General features: G+C 57.7%; 20 protein-coding genes. 9 read left to right on the plus strand and 11 right to left on the minus strand.

Annotated elements, in window-relative coordinates:
- Nucleotides 1–28: 28 nt before the first annotated feature.
- Nucleotides 29–1,060, minus strand: a complete 1,032-nt coding sequence (gene bamC / locus AC6I7A_RS14385; protein ID WP_058957417.1) for an outer membrane protein assembly factor BamC — start codon at nt 1,058–1,060, stop codon at nt 29–31.
- A gap of 14 nt (nt 1,061–1,074) precedes the next feature.
- Entirely contained in the window at nt 1,075–1,953 is an 879-nt protein-coding gene (gene dapA / locus AC6I7A_RS14390; RefSeq protein ID WP_009088794.1) for a 4-hydroxy-tetrahydrodipicolinate synthase, read from the minus strand.
- A 143-nt stretch (nt 1,954–2,096) separates the two neighbouring features.
- On the opposite strand from dapA, the gene AC6I7A_RS14395 reads away from it, so the two are divergent.
- Together AC6I7A_RS14395 and bcp are read left to right on the plus strand one after the other, a co-directional pair.
- Nucleotides 2,097–2,678, plus strand: coding sequence for a glycine cleavage system transcriptional repressor (locus AC6I7A_RS14395; protein ID WP_058957416.1), 582 nt, complete (start codon nt 2,097–2,099; stop codon nt 2,676–2,678).
- Between the two features lie 156 nt (nt 2,679–2,834).
- On the plus strand, nt 2,835–3,302 hold the full coding sequence (gene bcp / locus AC6I7A_RS14400) for a thioredoxin-dependent thiol peroxidase (protein WP_009088790.1): 468 nt from the start codon (nt 2,835–2,837) through the stop codon (nt 3,300–3,302).
- A 74-nt stretch (nt 3,303–3,376) separates the two neighbouring features.
- Here bcp and AC6I7A_RS14405 read toward each other — a convergent pair whose 3' ends face one another.
- The 3 genes from AC6I7A_RS14405 to AC6I7A_RS14415 all read right to left on the minus strand — a co-directional run bounded on the left by AC6I7A_RS14405 (nt 3,377) and on the right by AC6I7A_RS14415 (nt 6,569).
- The gene (locus tag AC6I7A_RS14405; RefSeq protein ID WP_009088788.1) at nt 3,377–4,942 is read right to left on the minus strand and encodes a sensor domain-containing diguanylate cyclase; all 1,566 of its coding nucleotides are present in this window, start codon (nt 4,940–4,942) and stop codon (nt 3,377–3,379) included.
- A 381-nt stretch (nt 4,943–5,323) separates the two neighbouring features.
- Entirely contained in the window at nt 5,324–5,932 is a 609-nt protein-coding gene (locus AC6I7A_RS14410; protein ID WP_009088786.1) for a DsrE family protein, read from the minus strand.
- Between the two features lie 31 nt (nt 5,933–5,963).
- Nucleotides 5,964–6,569, minus strand: coding sequence for a DsrE family protein (locus AC6I7A_RS14415; protein ID WP_058957415.1), 606 nt, complete (start codon nt 6,567–6,569; stop codon nt 5,964–5,966).
- Nucleotides 6,570–7,325: 756 nt separating this feature from the next.
- Here AC6I7A_RS14415 and bepA point away from each other — a divergent pair.
- Together bepA and arsC are read left to right on the plus strand one after the other, a co-directional pair.
- Entirely contained in the window at nt 7,326–8,789 is a 1,464-nt protein-coding gene (gene bepA / locus AC6I7A_RS14420; protein WP_009088781.1) for a beta-barrel assembly-enhancing protease, read from the plus strand.
- 29 nt (nt 8,790–8,818) lie between these two features.
- Nucleotides 8,819–9,160: an arsenate reductase (glutaredoxin) gene (arsC, locus tag AC6I7A_RS14425; RefSeq protein ID WP_058957414.1), complete on the plus strand. Its 342-nt coding sequence runs from the start codon at nt 8,819–8,821 to the stop codon at nt 9,158–9,160.
- On the opposite strand, the gene hda is transcribed toward arsC, so the two are convergent.
- From hda to upp, 3 genes are all read right to left on the minus strand, one after another.
- Nucleotides 9,157–9,858, minus strand: a complete 702-nt coding sequence (gene hda, locus AC6I7A_RS14430) for a DnaA inactivator Hda (protein ID WP_219854829.1) — start codon at nt 9,856–9,858, stop codon at nt 9,157–9,159. The genes arsC and hda overlap by 4 nt on opposite strands.
- Nucleotides 9,859–9,965: 107 nt before the next feature.
- Nucleotides 9,966–11,249, minus strand: coding sequence for a uracil permease (uraA, locus tag AC6I7A_RS14435; protein ID WP_046102358.1), 1,284 nt, complete (start codon nt 11,247–11,249; stop codon nt 9,966–9,968).
- A gap of 144 nt (nt 11,250–11,393) precedes the next feature.
- Nucleotides 11,394–12,020, minus strand: a complete 627-nt coding sequence (gene upp / locus AC6I7A_RS14440) for a uracil phosphoribosyltransferase (protein WP_009088774.1) — start codon at nt 12,018–12,020, stop codon at nt 11,394–11,396.
- 228 nt (nt 12,021–12,248) lie between these two features.
- On the opposite strand from upp, the gene purM reads away from it, so the two are divergent.
- Both purM and purN read left to right on the plus strand, forming a co-directional pair.
- Nucleotides 12,249–13,289, plus strand: a complete 1,041-nt coding sequence (gene purM / locus AC6I7A_RS14445) for a phosphoribosylformylglycinamidine cyclo-ligase (protein WP_058957429.1) — start codon at nt 12,249–12,251, stop codon at nt 13,287–13,289.
- Nucleotides 13,286–13,924 (plus strand): phosphoribosylglycinamide formyltransferase, encoded by a 639-nt coding sequence (gene purN / locus AC6I7A_RS14450; RefSeq protein ID WP_058957413.1) that lies wholly within the window; start codon nt 13,286–13,288, stop codon nt 13,922–13,924. The genes purM and purN overlap by 4 nt, the downstream gene beginning before the upstream one ends.
- A gap of 181 nt (nt 13,925–14,105) precedes the next feature.
- Here purN and pstB read toward each other — a convergent pair whose 3' ends face one another.
- Genes pstB through AC6I7A_RS14465 form a run of 3 tightly spaced genes read right to left on the minus strand, consistent with a single transcriptional unit; the run spans nt 14,106 to nt 18,604 of the window.
- Entirely contained in the window at nt 14,106–14,873 is a 768-nt protein-coding gene (gene pstB, locus AC6I7A_RS14455) for a phosphate ABC transporter ATP-binding protein PstB (RefSeq protein ID WP_058957412.1), read from the minus strand.
- A gap of 12 nt (nt 14,874–14,885) precedes the next feature.
- Nucleotides 14,886–16,520: a phosphate ABC transporter permease PstA gene (pstA, locus tag AC6I7A_RS14460; protein WP_058957411.1), complete on the minus strand. Its 1,635-nt coding sequence runs from the start codon at nt 16,518–16,520 to the stop codon at nt 14,886–14,888.
- Nucleotides 16,517–18,604: an ABC transporter permease subunit gene (locus AC6I7A_RS14465; RefSeq protein ID WP_058957410.1), complete on the minus strand. Its 2,088-nt coding sequence runs from the start codon at nt 18,602–18,604 to the stop codon at nt 16,517–16,519. Before AC6I7A_RS14465 ends, pstA begins: the two co-directional genes overlap by 4 nt.
- A 150-nt stretch (nt 18,605–18,754) precedes the next feature.
- On the opposite strand from AC6I7A_RS14465, the gene ppk1 reads away from it, so the two are divergent.
- The 3 genes from ppk1 to tehB are packed head-to-tail and all read left to right on the plus strand — an operon-like array spanning nt 18,755 to nt 23,003.
- Nucleotides 18,755–20,815 carry a polyphosphate kinase 1 gene (gene ppk1, locus AC6I7A_RS14470; protein WP_046102362.1) on the plus strand — a complete coding sequence of 687 codons (2,061 nt, stop codon included), beginning with the start codon at nt 18,755–18,757 and terminating at the stop codon, nt 20,813–20,815.
- A gap of 5 nt (nt 20,816–20,820) precedes the next feature.
- A complete protein-coding gene (gene ppx / locus AC6I7A_RS14475; protein ID WP_058957409.1) occupies nt 20,821–22,347 on the plus strand; it encodes an exopolyphosphatase in 1,527 nt (508 codons plus the stop codon).
- Between the two features lie 41 nt (nt 22,348–22,388).
- A complete protein-coding gene (gene tehB, locus AC6I7A_RS14480) occupies nt 22,389–23,003 on the plus strand; it encodes a tellurite resistance methyltransferase TehB (RefSeq protein WP_009088764.1) in 615 nt (204 codons plus the stop codon).
- Nucleotides 23,004–23,012: the final 9 nt, after the last annotated feature.

A 23,012-nucleotide genomic window follows, 5' to 3' on the forward strand; every position in this document is an offset into this window, starting at 1 on the left:
GCCGGAGAATCTCCGGCCTGAGGCAACTTTATTTGTTCAGCGCCGCCTGGAACACGGCCACCAGCGCATCGTTCTGCGACTGGGTCAGCACATGCCCTTTCGGGTCGATGAATTGCAGACTGGTGCGGTTGTCGAGATCGCCGACCTGCACTTTGTAATCGCCGTTCGGCAATTCCGGATCTTTCGCGCCCAAGGAATCCCAGTCGCTGCTGCTCAGTGACTTGTAGGTCACCTTCATGCTGCCGGTAGATCGGGTGGTGTCAGTCACCTCCATGCCAACGCGTTTCATTGCGTCTGGCAGACGCTGCCAGGCCACGTTGTAAGGCGTTCGCAGGATCAGCATAGGCAGACCGGTATCATCGGCACCGCTCTGCACATCGATCGCGCCGTTCACCCGGCCGGTTGCCGCGTTTTCACTGGCGGTATCGATCTTGTCCATGCCGGTGCTGATGTCATTCAGCATCTGCGCGGTGTAACGCTGGATCTGGGCAGGTGAAGTGATGGTTTTCCCATCCTGCTGCAGCTCCAGCAGACGCACGGTCAGCAGCTGCTGATAGCTCTGCGACTGCACGCTGATCTGATAGCGACCGCGGTACTGCTGATCTTCATCCGCACGGTTCCACTGAACCCAGTCGGTCGTCAGCTGCTGACCGGCATCATTGCGGGAGGCGATCGGGAATTTGTAGGACTGCACCACATTGACGACCTGCGACCAGACCGAGCCACGGCTGTTATCAATGATCAGCGCGCCGGTGTTGTTACTGAACTGCGCGCGGGTGCCGTTCATCAGTGCCAGCGGCTGTGCTGGCGGACGGATGTCCAGCTGCTTGCCGGTAGGGCCCTGACTGGCGGTGCGGGGCACATCATAGTCGCCACGCTGCACCGGCAGGATCATCCCGGCAGGCGCTTTCAGCTCATGCAGTTCACTGGCCTGAAGATAGGATTCGTCGCCGCTGACCTGGCGCTTATAACGCTGATCGGTTGAACAGGCCGACAACAGCATCAGGGTAGAAAGCCCCACCACTGTGGCAATTGTTGACCGCTTTACTGAGTAATTCATTCAAACTCCCTAAATTATCGCAAACCCGCTTTCACCAGCGCCTGTTCCACTTTCGGCTGGCTGGCTGCTGTCAGTGGCGTCATTGGCAGACGCAGCGTGTCGTTAGCGATTAATCCCAGCTGCTTCGCTGCCCATTTCACCGGGATAGGATTGGGTTCACAGAAAAGCGTCTGGTGCAGGTGCATCAAACGCTGATTCAGGCGGCGTGCCTCGACGAAATTGCCCTGCTGTGCGAGCTGGCAGACTTCCGCCATTTCGCGCGCAGCCACGTTCGCGGTCACCGAGATGACGCCTTTGCCGCCCAGTTGCATAAAGTCCAGTGCCGTCGCGTCATCGCCACTCACCAGAATGAAATCTTCATTAACCAGCTCTTGGATCTGACTAACCCGCGATAAGTTCCCGGTTGCCTCTTTGATTCCGATAATATTTTTGATTTCGGCCAGGCGGGCAACGGTTTCCGGCAGCATGTCACAACCGGTACGTGAGGGAACGTTATAGAGCATCTGTGGCAGGCTGGTGCTGTCAGCAATCGCTTTAAAGTGCTGGAACAGCCCTTCCTGCGTCGGGCGGTTATAGTAAGGGGTGACGGTCAGGCAACCCACCACGCCGGAATGTTCAAAACGCTTCGTCAGGGAGATGCCTTCAGCGGTGGCATTAGCCCCGGTTCCGGCAATCACCGGAATACGGCCATCGGCCAGTTCCAGGGTCAGCATCACCACATCGCCATGCTCTTCATGACTCAGGGTGGCAGACTCGCCTGTGGTGCCGACGGAAACGATCGCCGCGGTGCCGCTGGCGACGTGATAATCAATCAGTTTTTTCAGACTCGACCGGCAGACATTACCGCTGTCATCCATTGGCGTAACGAGTGCAACAATACTTCCCGTAAACATTGGCGATCCCCTCGACAAACAAGTGCTTCATGGTACGTTTTACGCTTAGGGAAAAGCAAGCAAGCCACGCTATTCCCGCGCTTGTCAGCAGTTTTTTTTATGTTTACCTTATGGTTATTAGCGAAAGCAGAGGAAAAGCCATTTTGTCGCAATCTCAGCCCCATCATCTGGTGATCACCGCCCTCGGTGTTGACCGTCCGGGTATCGTCAACACCATTACCCGACACGTCAGCAGCTGTGGTTGCAATATTGAAGACAGTCGTCTTGCCATGCTCGGGGATGAGTTCACGTTTATCATGCTGCTGTCCGGCAGCTGGAATGCGATCACGCTAATTGAATCGACGCTGCCGCTGAAAGGGGCAGAGCTGGAGCTGCTGATCGTCATGAAGCGTACCAACGCGCGGTTACGCCCGCCGATGCCTGATACCGCCTTTATCCAGGTTGAGGTCGCCGATTCACCGCACATCATCGAGCGCTTTACCGATCTCATTGATAAGCATCAGATGAACGTGGCCGAACTGGTGTCGCGCATCACCCCCGCGCAACAGGGTTTGCCGCCGACACTCTATATTCAGATGACGGCACACAGTCCGACACGCACCAGCGGCACCACCTTTGAGCAGGCGTTCAATGCGCTGTGTCAGGAGCTGAATGCCCAGGGCACGCTGCGCCTCTATAGTGTGTCAGACGCCGACAGCAGCGAATCTGTCAGCGCGGTGCGCTAAACTTTGAAAATAAACCGGAGTTATTTCTCCACATTACTGCCACTGAAACGTGACCGGCTATGTGGTGAAATACCCCCTGATGGTAACGTTCCCTCTGGTTGTTTTTCGCTGGATGGTGTATTACCCACAGCCTGAATAAAAAAATGGAGAGATGTGATGAATCCACTGAAAGCCGGTGACACCGCACCCGCATTTAGCCTGCCCGATCAGGACGGCGAACAAGTGAATCTGACCGACTTCCAGGGACAGCGCGTTCTGGTCTACTTCTACCCGAAAGCGATGACGCCAGGCTGCACCGTGCAGGCGTGCGGTCTGCGTGACAACATGGATGAGTTGAAAAAAGCGGGTGTGGAAGTGCTGGGTATCAGCACCGACAAACCGGAAAAACTGTCACGTTTTGCGGAAAAAGAGCTGCTGAACTTTACCCTGCTCTCAGATGAAAACCATGAAGTCTGCCAGGCGTTTGGCGTCTGGGGTGAAAAAACGTTTATGGGTAAAACCTATGACGGCATTCATCGCATCAGCTTCCTGGTGGATGCAGAGGGCAAGGTTGAGAAAGTGTTTGATAACTTCAAAACCTCGAATCACCACGACATGGTGCTGGATTACGTCAAGTCCGCATGATCTTAAGGGCGCGGTAGCCTGGGTGCCGCGCCCTTCTTCTTTCTCTTTCCCCGCCCTCCCCGCTTCCCGAACCGTTAAGATCGGACAACGATAACGCAGTTGCGCCCGGCATTCTTTGCCTCATAAAGCGCGGCATCCGCCTGTTTCAGGCTCACTTCCAGCCCGGCATCCTGCGTTCCTTTCCAGGCCGCGACGCCGATAGAGAGGGTAATCCGCCCCACATCCCTGAGCCAGGCTTCTGCAATGCCCTGCCGCACCCGCTCTGCGATGACCTGCGCTTCATCCAGCGACGTTCCTGGCAGCAGCATCAGAAACTCCTCCCCACCGTTGCGGCACACCACATCCGAGTGACGGGCGCTGGCACGCAGCGTGCTGGCCACCTGCTGAATCACCCGATCACCGACGTCATGGCCCCAGCTGTCGTTAACGTTTTTGAAATGGTCGATATCCAGCGCCAGCACCGCGAAAGGCTGGCGCAGCGTGCGGTAATACTCCAGGACCGCGTTCAGCCCCCGGCGATTCAGCAGTTGGGTGAGCGGATCGGTCTGCGCTTCTGAGCTGAGACGGCCGATTTTATCCTGCACCAGGCCGATACCGGTGAGCAGCGCGCGCTTCACCTGTGCGGCCTCAAAATACCAGGCGCTGATACCGCCAATCTCCTTAGAGACGCCCTGCGCATCCATCCGGCTGGCTTTGCGCGCCAGCTGAAACAGCGGGCGGGCGATCAGTCGCGCCAGCACCACAGCCACCAGCAGGGTCAGCAGCGCAAACGGCACCGAGTTTTTCAGCACTTTCATTAACAGCCCGGAGAGCGGATCGAGCGTGGCATTGATGGGCTTCAGGGCCACCACCGTCCAGCCGGTGGTCGGAACGACGGCATAGCCGGCCAGCTGCGTGGATTCTCCCGCACCGGTCATCATCAGCGAGCCGTTAGTCTCCTCACCGTTGGGACTGACGATGGCAGGCAGGGTTTTGCCCACCAGCTGACGATTCTGGTGATACAGCACCTCATTATTACTGTCGAGCACATAGACCGTGGTGCCATCACGATAGAACTGTTCACCCAGCAGCGCATTCAGAATACTTTTCTTTTTCAGATAGATGGTGCCGCCGACGTAGCCCAGATAGTCGCCCTGTTCGCTCCAGATCGGCCACGAGACAAACACCAGCAGATTATTAGCCGGTGACAGCGTCGGTTTGCTGATTGCCGGCTGCCGCAGCGTCAGCGCTTCGCGCGAGGCATCACTGGTGAGATGCATGCCTTTCAGGGTCAGGGACTCAGGCGAGATCGCTTTGACCACACCCTGCCCGTCCACCACCACCACCGAGTTAAAACTGGTGGTCTGCTCACGCAGGCGGTTGACCTCACTGCTCAGCAACGCATCATTATTGAAGTCACGGCTGAGCTGATTGGCGCTGAAGTGCAGCTGTGACTGCGCCAGCTGGAAGAAGATTTCGCTGGTAGAGGCGAGCTTGGCGGCATAGGCGCGGTTAGCTTCAAGCGTGGAATCGATCAGCACCTGACGCTGCACGCGCCAGGTGGCGTAAAGTGTGTTGGCGAGCGTAATGACAATACTGACAATGACCAGCAGGGCGATCAGATTGCGCAAATCGGCTTTAGGCCGAAACAGCTTTAGCATGGCGTTGCCGCCCCGAAGAAGGAAGTCATGTCATGAATGCCTGATTATTTTTTTAATGAAAGCCAGCTGATAATCCGGGCTTAAGTCTACACCCTGCTGGCCTTTTTGAGCAGCATTAAGACAAATTTCAGCCGACTAAATACAAATTATCCTGGCACTGATTTAATGATCGGGGCTTACCTGCTGACAGGGAAAAAGCACGATGGATAGAGGTCCTGAATCCCGGTAAACATGACGTTTTACTGTGGGAGGCGCGGCAATTAAGGCCAGCCTGAAGCGACAGGGCGCATCCGGTGAGAAGAAAGGAGTAAGGCCGGTCCGCCTTACAGGAAAAGCAAAGCGCAGCAGATGACAGCGGCAATGACGCCGCTGTCAGGAGGATCAGAGCATCAGGAAGGCGTAACCGCTGTTTTCCAGGGTGGCGACCGTGGTGCCGCTGGAGATCGTGTGGGTGACCATCGGGTCGATCCAGTCACGCTCCAGCTGATGAAACGCCACTGACTGGTCACAGATAGTGACCTGCACACCCGCTTTTTTCAGTTCGCTGATTAATTTCAGGTTCGGGTTATCGACACCGTAGGCTTTGCTGAACTGCGCATTGTTCAGGGCAGATGAAACCGCGTCGCCGTTAATGGATACCACAAATTTCAGCTGATCGAGCGGAACACCCGCCGCATAATAGAGGTTGGTTACACGCGCGACGCGCTCCAGACCGAGATTCGGCTTACGAATATCCCCTTCACTGCGGTTGATCTGAAAGACGATTTTATTACTCAGGCCTGTCGTTGTGCCGGGTTTAAAGGCTGGCGTATCGACATAATGTATTTTGCCATACCCCTCAATTGCCGGTGTACTCCAGAAGTCGGCAGGCTCGGTTTTATTCTCCGCCAGTTTATCGCTGGCCTTACCAAATAAAGCGGGCAGCTGTAAAACATTGCCGCCAATAAATCCCGCGACGGCTGCCACCACCACTAAAGCTGCTGGACGCATCAGATATTCTCCCGATTAAATAAAACGTTAATTACATTGCCAGCCACGCATACCCCTGGTTTTGCAGCGTTGAGACCGTGGTTGGACTGGAAAGCGCGTGCACAACGGATTTATCAATCCAGTTGTTGGGATAGTGGTGGAAGGCCACCGACTGATCGCACACGGAGACTTTTACACCCGCCTGATTCAGCTCGTTAATCAGCTTCAGGTTGGGATTGTCGATGCCATAAAACTGTTTGAAATGGGCGTTATCCAGCATGGCGGGGGTCGCGTCACCGGTAACCGAAACCACAAACTTCAGCTGATCGGCCGGAACGCCAGAGGCGATATAAAGATTCACTACCCGCGCGACGCGCTCCAGTCCCAGATTGGGTGCGGTCATCGCGCCATCGCTGCGGGTGATCTGGAAAACAATTTTATTACTCAGACCCGGCACCGGCTTAAAAGCGGCATCAGGCTCATAATGAATTTTGCCGTAGCCTTCAATCGCCGGTGTACTCCAGAATCCGGCGGGTTCCTGAGGCTCTGAGACAAAATGGCGTGTGACTTTGTCATAAATAGTGCCACTCTGTGTAACAGCCGCACCCACTACGCCACCGATAATGGCGATTAACGCGTACGAAATAGCTGAACGCATAACACTTCTCTCCGGCAAATAATCTCTGGCCGATTCAGGACTGAATCAGGTCGGCTATCTATATCACAGCGCGGACGTGATTCTCTCCTGAAGGAAAGGCGGGCAGGCACGCTGCTGATGACAGCAGAAATGATTCACCGCCTGAATTAATCGAAAAATTTCATTAGCTGCTTAAAGCCGTCTTCTTATCACTGGCCCGCGATAAGGGCCGCCTTATTTATGGCGACAGGGGAAAGATTTAAAAAATAACAGCCAGCGTTAAATAGAAAAAAACAGATATGGCCGGAATAACGATTGAATTTATCAATGTAAAAAAAGGATTAAACCCATGCGTTTCGCTGTTTTTTTCAGATTTGGCCTGGAAAAAATCATGCCATATTCAGTTTTTTTGAGTGAATTTACATAACTTTAAAAAGTAATGCGGATTAACGTCAGAAGACCGACAGAAGATTCTGCTTTATTCATGCCGGACTCGATCAGCAGGGTAAATAAGCCGTTGTATAATTGCGCGCCGGCGCGGGCAATCCCCTGCCCTGGCTTATCCGTTTAACTACGGTTTAGGTTTCAGGGATGTTCAAATTTTTTCGTTATATTCGCTGATCTTGCACAAACCGCGCCGCCGGCTGGCCCCGAAAACAGCATTTCTTTCTTTTCGGGCACTGGTTAAGATAGGCGCAAACCGTCGTTATCTGCGGAAAAGGGAACCTACCCGCTGCGCACCTGTCTCTTTTCAGAGCCTCTCTACAGGATTAAGGCATGTTGAACCGGTTAAAAAAAACGCTGATCGCCGCGCTTCTGCCGACGCTCATTCTGTCCACGCTGTCACCGGCTTACGCTGATGTCAGTGATTCTCTTCCCGATATTGGCACCACGGCCGGTTCGACGCTGTCGATTAATCAGGAGCTGCAGATGGGCGACTTCTATGTCCGCCAGCTTCGCGCCAGCGCACCGCTGATCAACGATCCGCTTCTTAATCAGTACATCAATCAGCTCGGCCAGCGCCTTGTTGCGCACGCTGACTCGGTGAAAACGCCGTTCCACTTCTTTCTGATACAGAACGATGAGCTGAACGCCTTTGCCTTTTTTGGCGGCAATGTGGTGCTGCACTCCGCGCTGTTCCGCTTTACCGAGAATGAAAGCCAGCTGGCGTCGGTAATGGCGCATGAGATTTCTCACGTTACCCAGCGCCATCTGGCGCGCGCGATGGAAGATCAGAAGCGCAATGCGCCGCTGACCTGGGTCGGTGCGCTGGGCTCTATTCTGCTGGCGATGGCGAGTCCGCAGGCGGGCATGGCCGCACTGACCGGTACGCTGGCGGGCACCCAGCAGGGGATCATCAGCTTTACCCAGGGCAATGAGCAGGAGGCAGATCGCATCGGGATTCAGGTGCTGCAGCGCGCCGGATTCGATCCGCAGGCGATGCCGAACTTTTTGCAGAAGCTGGCCGATCAGAGCCGCTTCTCGTCAAAGCCACCGGAAATTCTGCTGACGCACCCCCTGCCCGACAGCCGTCTGGCGGATGCCCGAAACCGCGCCAACCAGATGCGGCCAGTAGTCGTGCAGTCGACGGAAGATTTCTATCTGGCGAAGGTCCGGGCGCTGGGCATGTACTCCACCGGGCGCAATCAGCTTACTGACGAACTGCTTAGCCAGTATGCCAGCGGCAATTCGCGTGAGCAGCTGGCCTCACAATATGGCAAAGCGATACAGTTTTTGCAGGCGAAGAGTTTTGCCGACGCGAAGCGGATTATGACCCCGCTGCTGGCGAAGCAGCCCGGTAATGTCTGGTTCCTCGACATAATGTCCGATATCGATATCGGTCTGAACCAGCCGCAGCAGGCGATTGCCCTGCTCACCGCGGCTACCGGGGCGAAAAACAGCCCGGTGGTGCAGCTCAACCTGGCGAATGCCTATGTGGAAGCGAAACAGTATGCCAGCGCCAGCCGCATTCTGAATCGCTACACCTGGGCAAACAAGGATGACCCCAACGGCTGGGATTTACTGGCGCAGGCTTCTGCTCAGCAGGGGCTGAATGATGAGGAGCTCTCGGCGCGGGCCGAGAGTCTGGCACTGAATGGTCAGCTCGATCAGGCGATTAGCGCACTGAGCAGCGCCAGCGCCCAGGTGCCGCTCGGCAGCCTGAAACAGGCGCGCTACGATGCCCGTATCGATCAGCTGCGTCAGTTGCAGCAGCGTTTCAAACAATATCAGAAAGGCTGAGCATAACAGCCAGAAAGGGAGAGCCTGACATGGTGACGATTTACCACAACCCGCGCTGCAGCAAGAGTCGAGAAACTCTGGCCCTGCTGAACGCCCGCGGCCTGACACCGGAAGTGGTGCTCTATCTGCAGACGCCGCCTGACCGCGAGACACTGCAGAGTCTGCTGCAGAAACTGGGGATGCAGAGCGCACGCCAGCTGATGCGCACGAAAGAAGCGCTCTACAGCGAACTGGCGTTGAGTGATAAAGAGGAAAGTGCGCTGCTGGACGCGCTCGCCGCCCATCCGCAACTGCTTGAAAGGCCGATTGTGATCAAGGGCCATCGGGCGCGAATCGGACGTCCGCCGGAAGCGGTGCTCGACATTCTTTAAAGGCCGAGCGTCTCTTTAACAAAGGGAATGGTAAGTTTGCGCTGGGCGCTGATCGAGGCACGATCCAGCCGATCCAGCGTCTCAAACAGGGTGCGCATTTCACGATCCAGTCGCTTCAGCAGGAAACGTCCCACATCCTCCGGCAGCTCAAAGCCGCGTAACCCGGCGCGCAGTTGCAGCGCCTGCAGTTTATCTTCATCGGAGAGCGGCTGCAGGCGATAGATCTGCCCCCAGTCCAGGCGCGAGGCGAGATCGGGCAGCTGAAGATTCAGCTGGCGCGGTGGACGATCGCCGGTGATGAACAGCCGCGTGTTGCCGGTTTCCAGAATGCGGTTATAGAGATCGAAGATCGCCATCTCCCACTCCGGCTCACCGGCAATGCACTCAATGTTATCGATGCAGACCAGTGACAGCTGCTCCATCCCCTCCAGCACTTCCGGTACAAACCAGGTGCGTTTGTCCAGCGGCACATACCCCACCGCTTCACTGCGTGCGGACATTTCGGCGCACGCGGCGTGCAGCAGATGACTCCGCCCGCCGCCTTCGCGTGACCAGAAGTAGAGATAGCTGCCATGTTGTTGGCTGAGAGCGCCTTTCAGCGCGGCAATCAGCGACGGGTTCTCCCCCGGCCAGAAGCTGGCGAAGGTTTCATCGTCAGGTAAATAGAGTGGCAATGACAATTGTGCCGGCGTGTTCAGAAGCACCTCAGCAAGAGAACAAGCAAAAAATCGGGGGAAGTCTACCACAGTTTTCAGAAAGAGATGAATGGGGCGTCCCTGCCCCGATCCTGTCCGTCACGATGCGATCAGGGCTCGCGGGATTCTTCGGCGTCCAGCACCACTTCTTCCGGACGCAGCAGCGAGATCACCCGGAAGATCAATGAGAGTCCGACGCCCACGATCGTCGCTAACGCCATGCCCTTCAGCTCTGCCGCGCCGATGTGCACCTTCGCGCCGCTGACGCCAATGATCAGGATCACCGAGGTCAGGATCAGGTTTTGCGCTTTGTTGTAATCGACTTTCGATTCGATCAGGACGCGGATACCCGATGCGCCGATCACGCCATACAGCAGCAGCGACACGCCGCCCATAACCGGCACCGGGATCGCCTGGATCACCGCCGCCAGTTTGCCGACGCAGGAGAGCAGGATCGCCAGAATCGCCGCACCGCCAATTACCCAGGTACTGTAGACACGGGTAATCGCCATGACGCCGATGTTTTCGCCGTAGGTAGTGTTCGGGGTGGAACCGAAGAAGCCGGAGATCACCGTCGATAAGCCGTTGGCGAACATTGAGCGATGCAGGCCGGGGTCGCGGATGAGATCTTTCTTCACGATGTTAGCCGTGACCACCAGATGCCCGATATGTTCGGCAATCACCACCAGCGCGGCGGGGAGAATCGTCAGCATCGCCACCCACTCAAAGCGCGGCGTATAGAAGGTCGGCAGGGCAAACCAGGGGGCACTGACCACGCCGCGCCAGTCCACGATGCCCATAAACGCGGAGAGCAGATAACCCGCCACCACGCCGACCAGGATAGGGATGATCGCCAGGAAGCCGCGGAACAGCACCGAACCAAATACCGTGACGGCCAGGGTCACCAGCGAAATCAGCACCGTTTTACTGTCGGGTGCACTGCCTTCTGCCGGCAGCAGGCCCGCCATATTGGCCGCTACGCCCGCCAGCTCCAGACCGATTACGGCGACAATCGCGCCCATCGCCGCTGGCGGAAACATCACGTCCAGCCAGCCGGTTCCCGCGCGTTTAACAATCAGCGCCACGAGGCAAAAGAGTACCCCGCAGAGGATAAATCCCCCCAGCGCCACCTCATAGCCCAGCGGCAGTAACAGCAGTACCGGCGAGATAAAGGCGAAACTGGAACCGAGATAGGCGGGGATTTTGCCCTTACAGATAAAGAGGTAGATCAGCGTGCCGACGCCGTTAAACAGCAGAACCGTCGCCGGGTTGATGTGAAACAGAATCGGCACCAGCACCGTGGCACCAAACATGGCGAACAGGTGTTGCAGGCTGAGTGGAATGGTTTGCAGTAACGGCGGTCGTTCAGTGACGCCAATGGCGCGACGAGTCATCATTTATCCCCTTATGTTATTTTCCCCACGGGTGCGCGCTTCAGGCACAGCCTCAGGCACGCGGGTCAGCCCTGCGGCAAACCCGCCCCGGTCGGAGAGCTTTTTTTTGCAAAAAAAAGCCGACTCTCTGGTCGGCTATGCGATTTATTTGGTTCCGAAAATCTTGTCCCCGGCATCGCCGAGTCCGGGAATGATGTAACCCTTCTCATTCAGTCCCTGATCCACGGACGCCGTGTAGAGCTCAACGTCAGGGTGTGCCTTCTCCAGTGCAGCGATCCCTTCCGGGGCGGCAACCAGTACCAGCACTTTAATGCTGGTGCAGCCCGCTTTTTTCAGCAGGTCGATGGTGGCGATCATTGAGCCCCCGGTCGCCAGCATCGGGTCTACCACCAGCGCCAGGCGCTCTTCGATGTTAGAAACCAGCTTCTGGAAATAGGGAACCGGCTCCAGCGTCTCTTCATCACGGTAAACCCCAACCACGCTGATACGGGCGCTGGGAACGTGCTCCAGAACCCCTTCCATCATGCCAAGACCGGCACGCAGAATCGGCACCACCGTGATCTTTTTGCCTTTGATCTGATCGATTTCAACCGGGCCGTTCCAGCCCTCAATGGTGACGCGCTCCGTTTCCAGATCGGCGGTCGCTTCGTAGGTCAGCAGGCTGCCCACTTCAGACGCCAGCTCACGAAAGCGCTTTGTACTGATATCATGCTCACGCATCAGGCCCAGTTTATGTTTGACCAGCGGGTGTCTGACTTCCACGATCTTCATTGGTGTTCTCCCGGAATGAGTTGAGCTAAAAAAAATCGCGGGATTATACCGCCTTTTCCGCTCTGCGCCACCTGTCCTTGCGCAAAGCCGCGAGTCTGGCCGGGATAAAACAAGGATTAATGAAAATTGTCCGATGCGCAATCCCGGACTCGCAAACGTTTGCCTGCACTGTTAGAATTGCCGCGCTTTATTTTAACCACCAACCGCAACTCGCGTGGGGACCTCGCAGTGACCGACAAAACCTCTCTCAGTTACAAAGACGCCGGTGTTGATATTGATGCTGGTAATGCCCTGGTTGACCGTATTAAAGGCGTAGTGAAAAAGACGCGTCGCCCGGAAGTGATGGGTGGACTGGGCGGTTTTGGTGCGCTTTGCGCGCTGCCGCAGAAATACCGTGAACCCGTGCTGGTCTCCGGCACCGATGGCGTTGGTACCAAGCTGCGTCTGGCGATGGATCTCAAACGTCACGACGCCATTGGTGTTGACCTGGTGGCGATGTGCGTTAACGACCTGGTGGTACAGGGTGCTGAGCCGCTCTTCTTCCTGGATTACTACGCGACCGGCAAACTGGACGTGGACACTGCCTCTGCGGTGATCACCGGCATCGCCGAAGGGTGTCTGCAGTCAGGGTGTGCGCTGGTCGGCGGTGAAACGGCCGAGATGCCAGGCATGTATCACGGCGAAGATTATGACGTGGCCGGTTTCTGCGTGGGCGTGGTGGAAAAATCAGAAATCATTGATGGCAGCAAGGTGCAGGATGGCGACGTGCTGATCGCCCTCGGCTCCAGCGGCCCGCACTCCAACGGCTATTCGCTGGTGCGCAAGATTCTGGAAGTCAGCAGCACCGATCCGCTGACCGAACAGCTGGAAGGCAAACCGCTGGCTGATCATCTGCTGGAACCGACCCGCATCTACGTGAAAAATATCCTGAGCCTGATTGAACAGGTCGATGTGCATGCTATCGCACACCTGACCGGCGGCGGCTTCTGGGAAAATATTCCTCGCGTGCTGCCCGACAACACCCAGGCGGTGATTGATGAGAAGAGCTGGCAGTGGCCGGCCGTCTTCAGCTGGCTGCAGCAGGCCGGTAACGTCAGCCGTTTCGAGATGTACCGCACCTTTAACTGCGGCGTCGGGATGGTCATCGCCCTGAGCCCGGCCGACGCGGATAAAGCGATTGCGCTGATGGAAGCGGCCGGTGAGAAAGCCTGGAAGCTCGGCGTGATCAAAGCGTCAGAGGCGGAAGAGCGTGTGGTCATCAACGGATGAAAAAGCTGGTTGTACTGATCTCCGGCAACGGAAGCAATCTTCAGTCCATCCTTGACGCCTGCGCCAGCGGGCGCATTCACGGCAGCGTGGCTGCCGTGTTCAGCAACCGCGCCGCTGCCTTTGGCTTAACGCGGGCGCGTGAGGCGGGCATCCCGGCTCACGCGCTGGCCGCCAGCGATTTCACCGACCGGGACGCCTTTGATCGCCAGCTGATCGCTGAGATTGAAGCGTACTCGCCCGACCTTGTCGTCCTGGCGGGGTATATGCGTATTCTCAGCAGCGCATTCGTGGCCCATTTTCACGATCGCCTGCTGAATATTCACCCTTCCCTGCTGCCGAAATATCCGGGCCTGCATACGCATCGTCAGGCGCTGGAGAACGGTGACAGCGAGCATGGCACGTCAGTGCATTTTGTCACTGACGAGCTGGATGGCGGGCCGGTGATCCTGCAGGCAAAAGTGCCGATTTTTGCCGACGACACGGAGGCGGAGATCACGGAGCGGGTGCAGCATCAGGAGCACGCCATCTATCCGCTGGTCATCGACTGGTTTGTTGAGGGACGGCTGGCGATGCGTGACGGTAAGGCCTGGCTGGATGGCGAACCATTGCCGCCGCAGGGCTATGCTAACGACTGATACACCGGAAGTCCCACAGACAGCGGATAAACCTGAAGCGAGGGGGGCCGGTGTCCGGAGTAAAGCATAGCGGGCCATGGAGGGCCCGCGCTGAGCCCGCCATGGAGGGCGTCTTTTGCGTCTTTACGCAGGACACAGGCCCCCTGAGCCAGTGACAGAGCGCCACTTTCCCGTTGCGGACTCAGCCGTAACGCCCCGTAATATAATCTTCGGTCCGGCGCTGTTTCGGCGCGGTGAAGATACGGTCGGTCTCATCAAACTCCACCAGCACCCCCTGATGCATGAATGCGGTGTAATCTGACACGCGAGAAGCCTGCTGCATGTTATGCGTCACCAGCACCAGGGTGAAATGCTGCTTCAGCGTGGTCATCAGCTCTTCAATCACCAGCGTCGAAATGGGGTCCAGCGCAGAGGTCGGCTCATCCAGCAGCAGAACCTCCGGTTCAATCGCAATAGCGCGGGCAATCACCAGCCGCTGCTGCTGTCCGGTCGAGAGCGTCAGCGCATTCTGAGACAGCTGATCTTTCACCTCGCCCCAGAGCGCCGCCGCACGCAGCGCACGCTCACAGGCTTCGTTCAGCACCCGCCGGTCGCGTACCCCCTGCAGGCGCAGCCCGTAAACCACATTCTCATAGATCGACTTGGGAAACGGATTCGGCCGCTGAAACACCATCCCGACCCGACGCCGCAGCGCGGAGAGATCCTGCTCCGGTCGCAGTATCGGCAGCGAGCCCAGCAGCACCTCTCCCTCAACCCGGCAGTGATCGATCACATCATTCATGCGGTTAAAGCAGCGCAGCAGCGTCGATTTACCACAGCCTGAGGGACCAATCAGCGCGGTGATCCTGTTTTTCGGCACCTGCAGCGAAATATCCTGCAGCGCCTGGCGCTCGCCATACCACAGCGACAGATGGTTAACGGTAAGCGCCATATCCGTGTCGGACATCATAGTCATAGCCTGTTATTGAGTCATAAGGCGATAGCGTTCACGCAGACGGTGACGCAGGGCCATCGCCAGCAGATTAAGCGACAGAATAATCAGCACCAGCAGCAGCGCGGTGGCAAACACCAGCGGCCGGTCAGCTTCAATATTCGGGCTCTGAAACGCCAGATCGTAAATCTGGAAGCCCAGATGCATAAACTTGCGATCCAGATGCAGATAAGGAAACACCGCATCTACCGGCAGCTCCGGCACCATTTTTACTACCCCCACCAGCATCAGCGGTGCGGTTTCCCCGGCCGCCCGCGCCACCGCCAGGATCAGACCGGTCAGCATCGCGGGCACCGCCATAGGCAGCACCACATTCCACAGGGTTTCCGCCTGCGTTGCGCCCAGCGCCAGCGACCCCTGTCGCAGACTGTTGGGAATACGGGACAGTCCCTCTTCGGTCGCGACAATGACCACCGGCAGCGTCAGTAACGCCAGCGTCAGTGAGGCCCACAGCAGCCCTGGCGTGCCAAACGTCGGATTGGGCAGCGCGCTGGCGAAGAAGAGCTGGTCTATCGTGCCGCCCACCAGCCAGACGAAAAAGCCCAGGCCAAAGACGCCATAGACAATCGAGGGGACGCCCGCCAGATTGACCACCGCAATACGCACCAGCCGGGTCAGCGCATGACGTCCGGCATATTCATGCAGCCAGATTGCCGCGATCACGCCCAGCGGCATCACCACCACCGACATCAGCAGCACCATCAGCACGGTGCCGAAAATGGCCGGAAACGCGCCCGATTCACTCTCGCCCTCCGCCGGGGAGTCGCTGACGAAGCGCCACAGCTGATGCAGGAAATGCAGCATTTTGCCGCCTGCCGTCATCGCATTGGGCTTCCAGCTGTCCACAATGTCGGTCAGCGGAATCGCATGTTCGGTGCCGTGCACATCCCGCAGGATCAGCAGATCGCGCTGACTCTGCTGCTGCAGAGAGGCCAGCGTCTCACTCAGCTGATTGAAACGGCGCTGCAGGGCGGCCTGATTGGCCTGAAATTCCGACTCGGTCTGCAGATCAAAGCGTCCGGCGGCCCGTCGTGCCTCCGCCTGCTCGTCTAACTGCTCCCGCTGGCTGTTGAGACGCGCCATATCGACGCGGCGGATCTGGCTGGCCTGGCGCACCAGGGTCTGCACCTGCCCGAGCCGTTGATGCAGCAGCGCATCCGGGTCTCTGGCGGTTAACTCTTCATTGTCTTCACGCAGCCCGACAAACCAGCCATAGGCCTGACCGTGGCCGCGCCGCTGCAGCACCATGACATCGGCGGGCTGAGTGACCTGCGCCGCCTGACGGCTGTAAACCACGCGGAAATCGGGCGCATCCCACTCCCGGTTACCGGTCTTAATCAGATAGCGATGAACCTTCTCCCCCTGGTTGCCCTGCTCATCGGCCGGGGCGGGAAAGTGCCGCTGATGCTCCAGCGTTTCACCCAGCAGGCGCGTCTCGCCGCCGTCCGGCTGGCTGAAGCTGTAAAGGTCAACGCGCTGCGGCCAGAAGGCACGCACCCCCTGCCAGGCCAGCAAACCAATCAGCAGCGTAAAGGCGAGCAGGCAGACGGCTACCGCGCCGGCGGTTAACCACCGCCAGCGAACGTTCTGGCGCATCACCTTCATGCCTGCTCCTCCTGCTGACTGTATCGCTGACGCAGCCGCTGCCGGATCAGCTCTGCAATAGTGTTGATAACCAGCGTAAACAGCAGCAGCAGCAGAGCGCTGAGAAACAGCACCCGGTAGTGAGCACTGCCCGCCGCCGCTTCCGGCATCTCGATAGCGATATTGGCGGACAGCGCGCGCAGGCCGCTGAACAGGCCCCCTTCACTTTGCGGGGTGTTGCCGGTCGCCATCAGCAGAATCATGGTTTCTCCCACGGCGCGCCCCAGACCGACCATCAGCGCGGCAAAAATACCGGCAGAGGCACCGGGCAGCACCACGCGGGTCAGCGTCTGCCACGGCGTCGCGCCCAGCGCCAGCGAGCCCTGTCCCAGCGCCGCAGGGACGCTGAAGAGCGCATCTTCCGAGAGGGTAAAGATCAGCGGCACCAGCGCAAAGCCCATCGCCAGTGCGGCCACCAGCAGATTTCGCTGCTCATAATGCGGCAGCCAGTCGCCGGCATCCGGCATAAACCGAGCGGGTAGCCACAGCGTCAGCAGCGTCACTGACAGCAGCAGCGGTAGCAGAATCAGCACCTCGCGACCGGGCTGACGCCAGCGCGGCGGTAAGCGGGCGCTGAATACCCCGCACAGCAGCAGCGCGCCCGCCAGGGTGAGCGGCAGCAGCAGCACCCCCAGCAGGGCCTGACCAATATGCGGAGCCAGCCAGAGGCCGGCAATCAGCCCGACCACCACACTCGGCAGCGCCCCCATCATCTCAATCGCCGGTTTCACCCAGCGTCGCAGGCCGGGGGCCATAAACCACGCGGTGTACATGGCGGCGGCCAGCGCCAGCGGCGTGGCAAACAGCAGCGCTAACCCGGCCGCTTTCAGCGTGCCCGTCACCATCGGCACCAGACTGAACTTTGCCTGATAGCCGTCGCCCGCGGCGGTCGACTGCCAGACCCAGTCCGGCGCGGGATAGTTCTCATACCAGATTTTCTGCCAGAAATTACGCCACGTGACGTCGGGCCACGGGTTATCGAGCCGCAGCATCTGCCAGTGTCCGGGCCGCTCAATCAGCAGGCTGTCGCCGCGGGGTGAAAACTGCGCCTGTACGATGCCGGGCGCCAGCTGACGCTCCAGTATCGGGCCGCTCTGCTTGCTGGCGAACAGCCGCAGCAGCCCCTGCCTGCTGAGTGTGGCGAACACGCGACGGTGCGGCTCCGTCACCAGAAGCGTCTCACCGTCGCTCTGCGCGAAGGTCTTTATGCGCTGGAGGCGCGGCCCCTGCTCGCCGGCCACAGCAAACCACTGTGTCACGCCGCTGCGATCCTGAATCAGCAGGCTTGCACCGCCCACCAGCAGGTGCAGGCTTTGCGGCGGCTGCGGCAGGGTGTGCGTTTCGCGTAATGAGGCCTGTGCATCACCCAGCTGCCAGACGCGCAGCAGGTTGCCTTCCGTGGTGTAGAGCAGATCGCCTGTCGGTGAAAGCGCCAGCAGATCAAGCTGACGCTGAGGCAGCGAGAGAATAGCAGCCTGACGATCGGTGCCGATCGTCAGCACCTGAAGTCCGGCCTGGGTGAGCGCCGCGATACGCCATTGATCGGCATGGCGGGTTGCCAGCGCCATCTTCGTCACCGCGCCAGCGGGTAAATGAAAGGGTTTGTCGCCCAGCGGAAAGCGCCACTGCTGGTCGGCTGTGGGCTGCAGCAGCGTCAGCGCTCCCTCAATATTGAGCAGCAGCGTCTGCCCGTCGGCACTCTGCACAGTCGCACCCGGTGGTGGCGTCAGCGCCAGTGCCGGTTCTGCGGGCTGCCCATCCAGCGGAATAAAGCGCGCCGCGCCGCGTTCGCTGATACGCCAGCCGACCTTGCCCTGATTGCCCATCGCTAATGCAGGCGCACGATCCCAGAGTTGCTGGCTGGAGGCGATTTGCAGACCCGGCGCCGTAAACAGCGGCAGTACCACTCCAATCAGCCAGCAGAACAGCAGCAGCATCAGCAGCAGGATCGCCACGCCGCAGCAGGTGACCAGCCGCCGCGTCAGGCGGTCAATGGCACGACGCTTACGATCGCTGAATTGGACAGGAATGTGGTTTACGCTCATGCGGTTCCGGCAGCAGGCTGAAATAAGCCGCTATGTTGCCCGTAGCGGGTTGATAAGACAACTCCTGGCGTTGGACAACGCTGCCATACTCTCGCCATAATGTTCAGGGACACTGGATCTTCAGTCCTGCAACCGCTAAATGGAGTGAGAATGGGTCAGGTAAAGCTTTATATTGAAAAAGAATTGAGCTGGTTATCCTTTAATGAACGGGTTTTGCAGGAAGCGGCAGATAAAAGCAATCCACTGATTGAGCGGATGCGCTTTCTGGGTATCTACTCCAACAACCTCGATGAATTCTATAAAGTGCGTTTTGCCGACCTGAAACGCCGTATTCTGATTGGTGAAGAGCAGGGTTCCGCCAGTACGCCACGTCATCTGTTTAAGAAAATTCAGCAGCGGGTGATGAAGTCCGATCAGGAGTTCGATGCCCTCTATAACGAACTGCTGCTGGAGATGGCGCGCAACCAGATCTTCCTGATCAACGAACGTCAGCTGTCGCCCAATCAGCAGGCGTGGCTGCGTCACTACTTTAAGCATGAGCTGCGTCAGCACATCTCGCCGATTCTGATCACCCATGAAACCGACCTGACCGAATTTCTTAAAGATGACTACACCTACCTGGCGGTCGAGATTATCCGGGGTGACGACATCCGCTATGCGCTGCTGGAGATCCCGTCCGACAAGGTGCCGCGCTTTATCAATCTTCCGGCGGAGCCACCGCGTCGCCGTAAGCCGATGATCCTGCTCGACAACATTTTACGTTACTGCCTGGATGATATTTTCAAAGGCTTTTACGACTACGACGCGCTCAACGCCTATTCCATGAAAATGACGCGTGACGCCGAGTACGATCTGGTGACGGAGATGGAGTCGAGCCTGCTGGAGCTGATGTCCTCCAGCCTGAAGCAGCGACTGACGGCGGAGCCGGTGCGTTTCGTCTATCAGCGCGATATGCCGGAGGCGATGGTTGAACTGCTGTGCCACAAGCTCTCTATCTCTAACTTCGATTCGATTCTGCCCGGCGGTCGCTATCACAACTTTAAAGATTTCATCGGCTTCCCGAACGTCGGCAAAAACAACCTGATAAATCGTCCGCTGCCGCAGATCCGCCATATTGGCTTCGACGGCTACCGCAACGGCTTTGATGCGATCCGCGACCGCGACGTACTGCTCTATTATCCTTATCACACCTTTGAGCATGTGCTGGAGCTGCTGCGTCAGGCGTCGTTTGACCCGAGCGTGCTGGCGATCAAAATCAATATTTACCGCGTCGCCAAACACTCGCGCATCATGGATGCGATGATCCACGCCGCTTATAACGGTAAGAAGGTCACGGTGGTGGTTGAGCTGCAGGCGCGCTTCGATGAAGAAGCCAACATCTACTGGGCTAAACGCCTGACCGAAGCCGGTGTGCATGTGATTTTCTCCGCCCCTGGCCTGAAAATCCACGCCAAGCTGTTCCTGATTTCACGCCGTGAAGGGGAAGAGATTGTGCGCTATGCCCATATCGGCACCGGCAACTTTAACGAGAAGACCGCCCGGCTCTACACGGACTACTCCCTGCTGACCGCCGATGCGCGTATCACCAACGAAGTGCGTCGGGTGTTCAACTTTATTGAGAACCCCTACCGGCCCGTGACGTTCGATCACCTGATGGTGTCTCCGCAGAACTCACGCCGGATGCTGTATGAACTGATCGACACCGAAATCGCCAATGCCCAGCAGCAGAAGCCCTCCGGCATTACTCTGAAAATAAACAATCTGGTGGACAAAGGGCTGGTTGATCGGCTTTATACAGCCTCCAGCGTAGGGGTAAAAGTCAATCTGCTGGTGCGTGGCATGTGCTCACTGATCCCGGATCTGCCGGGGATCAGCGAGAACATTCGCGTCATCAGTATTGTTGACCGCTATCTGGAACACGATCGCGTCTATATTTTTGAGAATGGCGGCGATAAGAAGGTGTTCCTCTCCTCCGCTGACTGGATGACGCGTAATATTGATTACCGTATCGAGGTGGCGGTGGCGATTCTCGATCCACGCATCCGGCAGCGCATACTCGACATTATTGCCATTCAGTTGAGTGATACGGTGAAAGCCCGCATCGTCGACAAAGAGCTGAGTAACCATTACGTCCAGCGAGGCAATCGCCGTAAAGTGCGCTCGCAGCTGGCCATCTATGATTACATCAAGAAACTGGAACAACCTGACTAAATCCTATGCCAATTTCTCATAAAAGTACGCCTAAACCCCAGGAGTTTGCGGCGATTGACCTGGGCTCGAACAGTTTCCATATGGTGATTGCGCGGGTCGTCGACGGTGCGATGCAGGTGCTGGGTCGCCTGAAGCAGCGCGTCCATCTGGCTGACGGGCTGGATGCTCAGCACAAACTCAGCGAAGAGGCGATGGAGCGCGGCTTAGCCTGTCTGGCGCTGTTCGCCGAGCGCCTGCAAGGGTTCAGCCCGAGCAACGTGACGATTGTCGGCACCCATACGCTGCGTGAGGCGGTAAATGCCGAAACCTTCCTGCAGCGGGCGGCTGAGGTGATCCCCTACCCGATCGAGGTGATTTCAGGTCATGAAGAGGCGCGTCTGATCTTTATGGGCGTGGAGCATACGCAGCCGGAAAAAGGCCGCAAGCTGGTGATCGACATCGGCGGCGGCTCAACCGAGCTGGTGATTGGCGAGGATTTTGAACCGCAGCTGGTTGAGAGCCGCCGCATGGGCTGCGTCAGTTTCGCCCAGCTCTATTTCCCTAAGGGGGAAATCAGCCGTGAAAACTTCCGTCGTGCCCGTTTAGCGGCCGCGCAGAAGCTGGAAACGCTGGCGTGGCAGTACCGTCTGCATGGCTGGAAATATGCGCTTGGGGCGTCCGGAACCATCAAAGCCGCCTGTGAAGTGCTGCAGGCGATGGATGAGAAAGAGAAACTGATCACCCCTGAGCGTCTCGACAAGCTCTATGACGAGGTGATGAAGCATAAATCCTTTGCGGCACTGAGCCTGCCGGGCCTCTCTGAAGAGCGCAAAAACGTCTTCGTGCCGGGACTGGCGATTCTCTGTGGCGTCTTTGATGCGCTGGCGATCCGCGAGCTGCGCCTCTCTGACGGTGCGCTGCGTGAAGGCGTGCTCTATGAGATGGAAGGCCGCTTCCGCCATCAGGATATTCGCAGCCGGACCGCACAGAGTCTGGCGAATCACTACGCCATCGACAGCGATCAGGCGCGACGCGTACTTGACACCACCGAGCAGCTTTATGTGCAGTGGAGCGAGCAGAATCCTAAGCTGGCCAATCCGCAACTGGCTGCGCTGCTGAAGTGGGCGGCCATGCTGCATGAAGTCGGCCTGACCATTAACCATAGCGCGCTGCAGCGCCATTCCGCCTACATCCTGCAAAACACCAACCTGCCCGGTTTCAATCAGGACCAGCAGATGCTGCTGGCTGCGCTGGTCAGATTCCATCGCAAAGCGATTAAACTCGATGAGCTGCCGCGCGTCACGCTGTTCAAGAAAAAGCAGTTTATCCCGCTGATTTTCCTGCTGCGCCTGGGTACGCTGCTCAATAATCAGCGCCAGGCCACGACGCGCCCGGATGCGTTAAGCCTGAAGTGTGATGACGGCCACTGGACGCTGACCTTCCCTACAGGCTATTTCAGTCAGAACAACCTGGTTCAGCTCGATCTCGAACGTGAGCAGGTTTACTGGAATGACGTGACGGGATGGAAACTGATCCTTAAAGAAGAAGCCTGACCTTACGGGCGCCAGGCGCCCTTTTAACTGAACTGATGACTATGACACAACCAACCACACTGCTTTCAGGCGCAAACTACTTCGCCGAAACCTATGGCCTGACTCCGCCTCACTCTGAAGTGGTTGCGGCGCTGCCCCAGCTCACCGTCGGCAAGGCGCTGGATCTTGGCTGTGGCGTGGGCCGTAACACGCTGTTTCTGAATCAGCAGGGATTTGACGTGACGGCGTGGGATCACAATCCACAAAGTCTGGCGCGCCTGCAGGAGATTGTGACGCAGGAAAACCTCAGCGGTATCCACACCGCGCAGCATGACCTGAACACGACGCGCTTTAATGGCGGCTATGACTTTGTGCTGTCGACCGTGGTGATGATGTTTCTGCAGCCGCAGACCATTCCACAGCTGATTGCGGACATGCAGGCCTGCACGGTGAAATATGGCTTTAACCTGATTGTCGCGGCGATGAATACGGACGATATGCCCTGCCCGGCTGATTTCTCTTTTGCGTTTAAATCGGGTGAACTCAGTCACTACTATCGCAACTGGCACATCGTGAAGTACAACGAGCATCCCGGCCAGCTGCACCGTAAAGATGAAAACGGCCAGCGCATCACCTGCCGCTTTGCCACGCTGCTGGCGCAGAAAGCGAGTTACTGATCATTATCT

The sequence above is a fragment of the Type-F symbiont of Plautia stali genome (genome assembly GCF_059731105.1).

Coding starts and splice junctions, on each gene's coding strand:
- AC6I7A_RS14465 (WP_058957410.1), bottom strand. CDS start 18,604: ATGAGCGTAAACCACATTCCTGTCCAATTCAGCGATCGTAAGCGTCGT.
- bamC (WP_058957417.1), bottom strand. CDS start 1,060: ATGAATTACTCAGTAAAGCGGTCAACAATTGCCACAGTGGTGGGGCTT.
- AC6I7A_RS14410 (WP_009088786.1), bottom strand. CDS start 5,932: ATGCGTCCAGCAGCTTTAGTGGTGGTGGCAGCCGTCGCGGGATTTATT.
- ppk1 (WP_046102362.1), top strand. CDS start 18,755: ATGGGTCAGGTAAAGCTTTATATTGAAAAAGAATTGAGCTGGTTATCC.
- bcp (WP_009088790.1), top strand. CDS start 2,835: ATGAATCCACTGAAAGCCGGTGACACCGCACCCGCATTTAGCCTGCCC.
- bepA (WP_009088781.1), top strand. CDS start 7,326: ATGTTGAACCGGTTAAAAAAAACGCTGATCGCCGCGCTTCTGCCGACG.
- pstB (WP_058957412.1), bottom strand. CDS start 14,873: ATGATGTCCGACACGGATATGGCGCTTACCGTTAACCATCTGTCGCTG.
- pstA (WP_058957411.1), bottom strand. CDS start 16,520: ATGAAGGTGATGCGCCAGAACGTTCGCTGGCGGTGGTTAACCGCCGGC.
- AC6I7A_RS14405 (WP_009088788.1), bottom strand. CDS start 4,942: ATGCTAAAGCTGTTTCGGCCTAAAGCCGATTTGCGCAATCTGATCGCC.
- dapA (WP_009088794.1), bottom strand. CDS start 1,953: ATGTTTACGGGAAGTATTGTTGCACTCGTTACGCCAATGGATGACAGC.
- purN (WP_058957413.1), top strand. CDS start 13,286: ATGAAAAAGCTGGTTGTACTGATCTCCGGCAACGGAAGCAATCTTCAG.
- uraA (WP_046102358.1), bottom strand. CDS start 11,249: ATGACTCGTCGCGCCATTGGCGTCACTGAACGACCGCCGTTACTGCAA.
- tehB (WP_009088764.1), top strand. CDS start 22,389: ATGACACAACCAACCACACTGCTTTCAGGCGCAAACTACTTCGCCGAA.
- ppx (WP_058957409.1), top strand. CDS start 20,821: ATGCCAATTTCTCATAAAAGTACGCCTAAACCCCAGGAGTTTGCGGCG.
- upp (WP_009088774.1), bottom strand. CDS start 12,020: ATGAAGATCGTGGAAGTCAGACACCCGCTGGTCAAACATAAACTGGGC.
- AC6I7A_RS14415 (WP_058957415.1), bottom strand. CDS start 6,569: ATGCGTTCAGCTATTTCGTACGCGTTAATCGCCATTATCGGTGGCGTA.
- arsC (WP_058957414.1), top strand. CDS start 8,819: ATGGTGACGATTTACCACAACCCGCGCTGCAGCAAGAGTCGAGAAACT.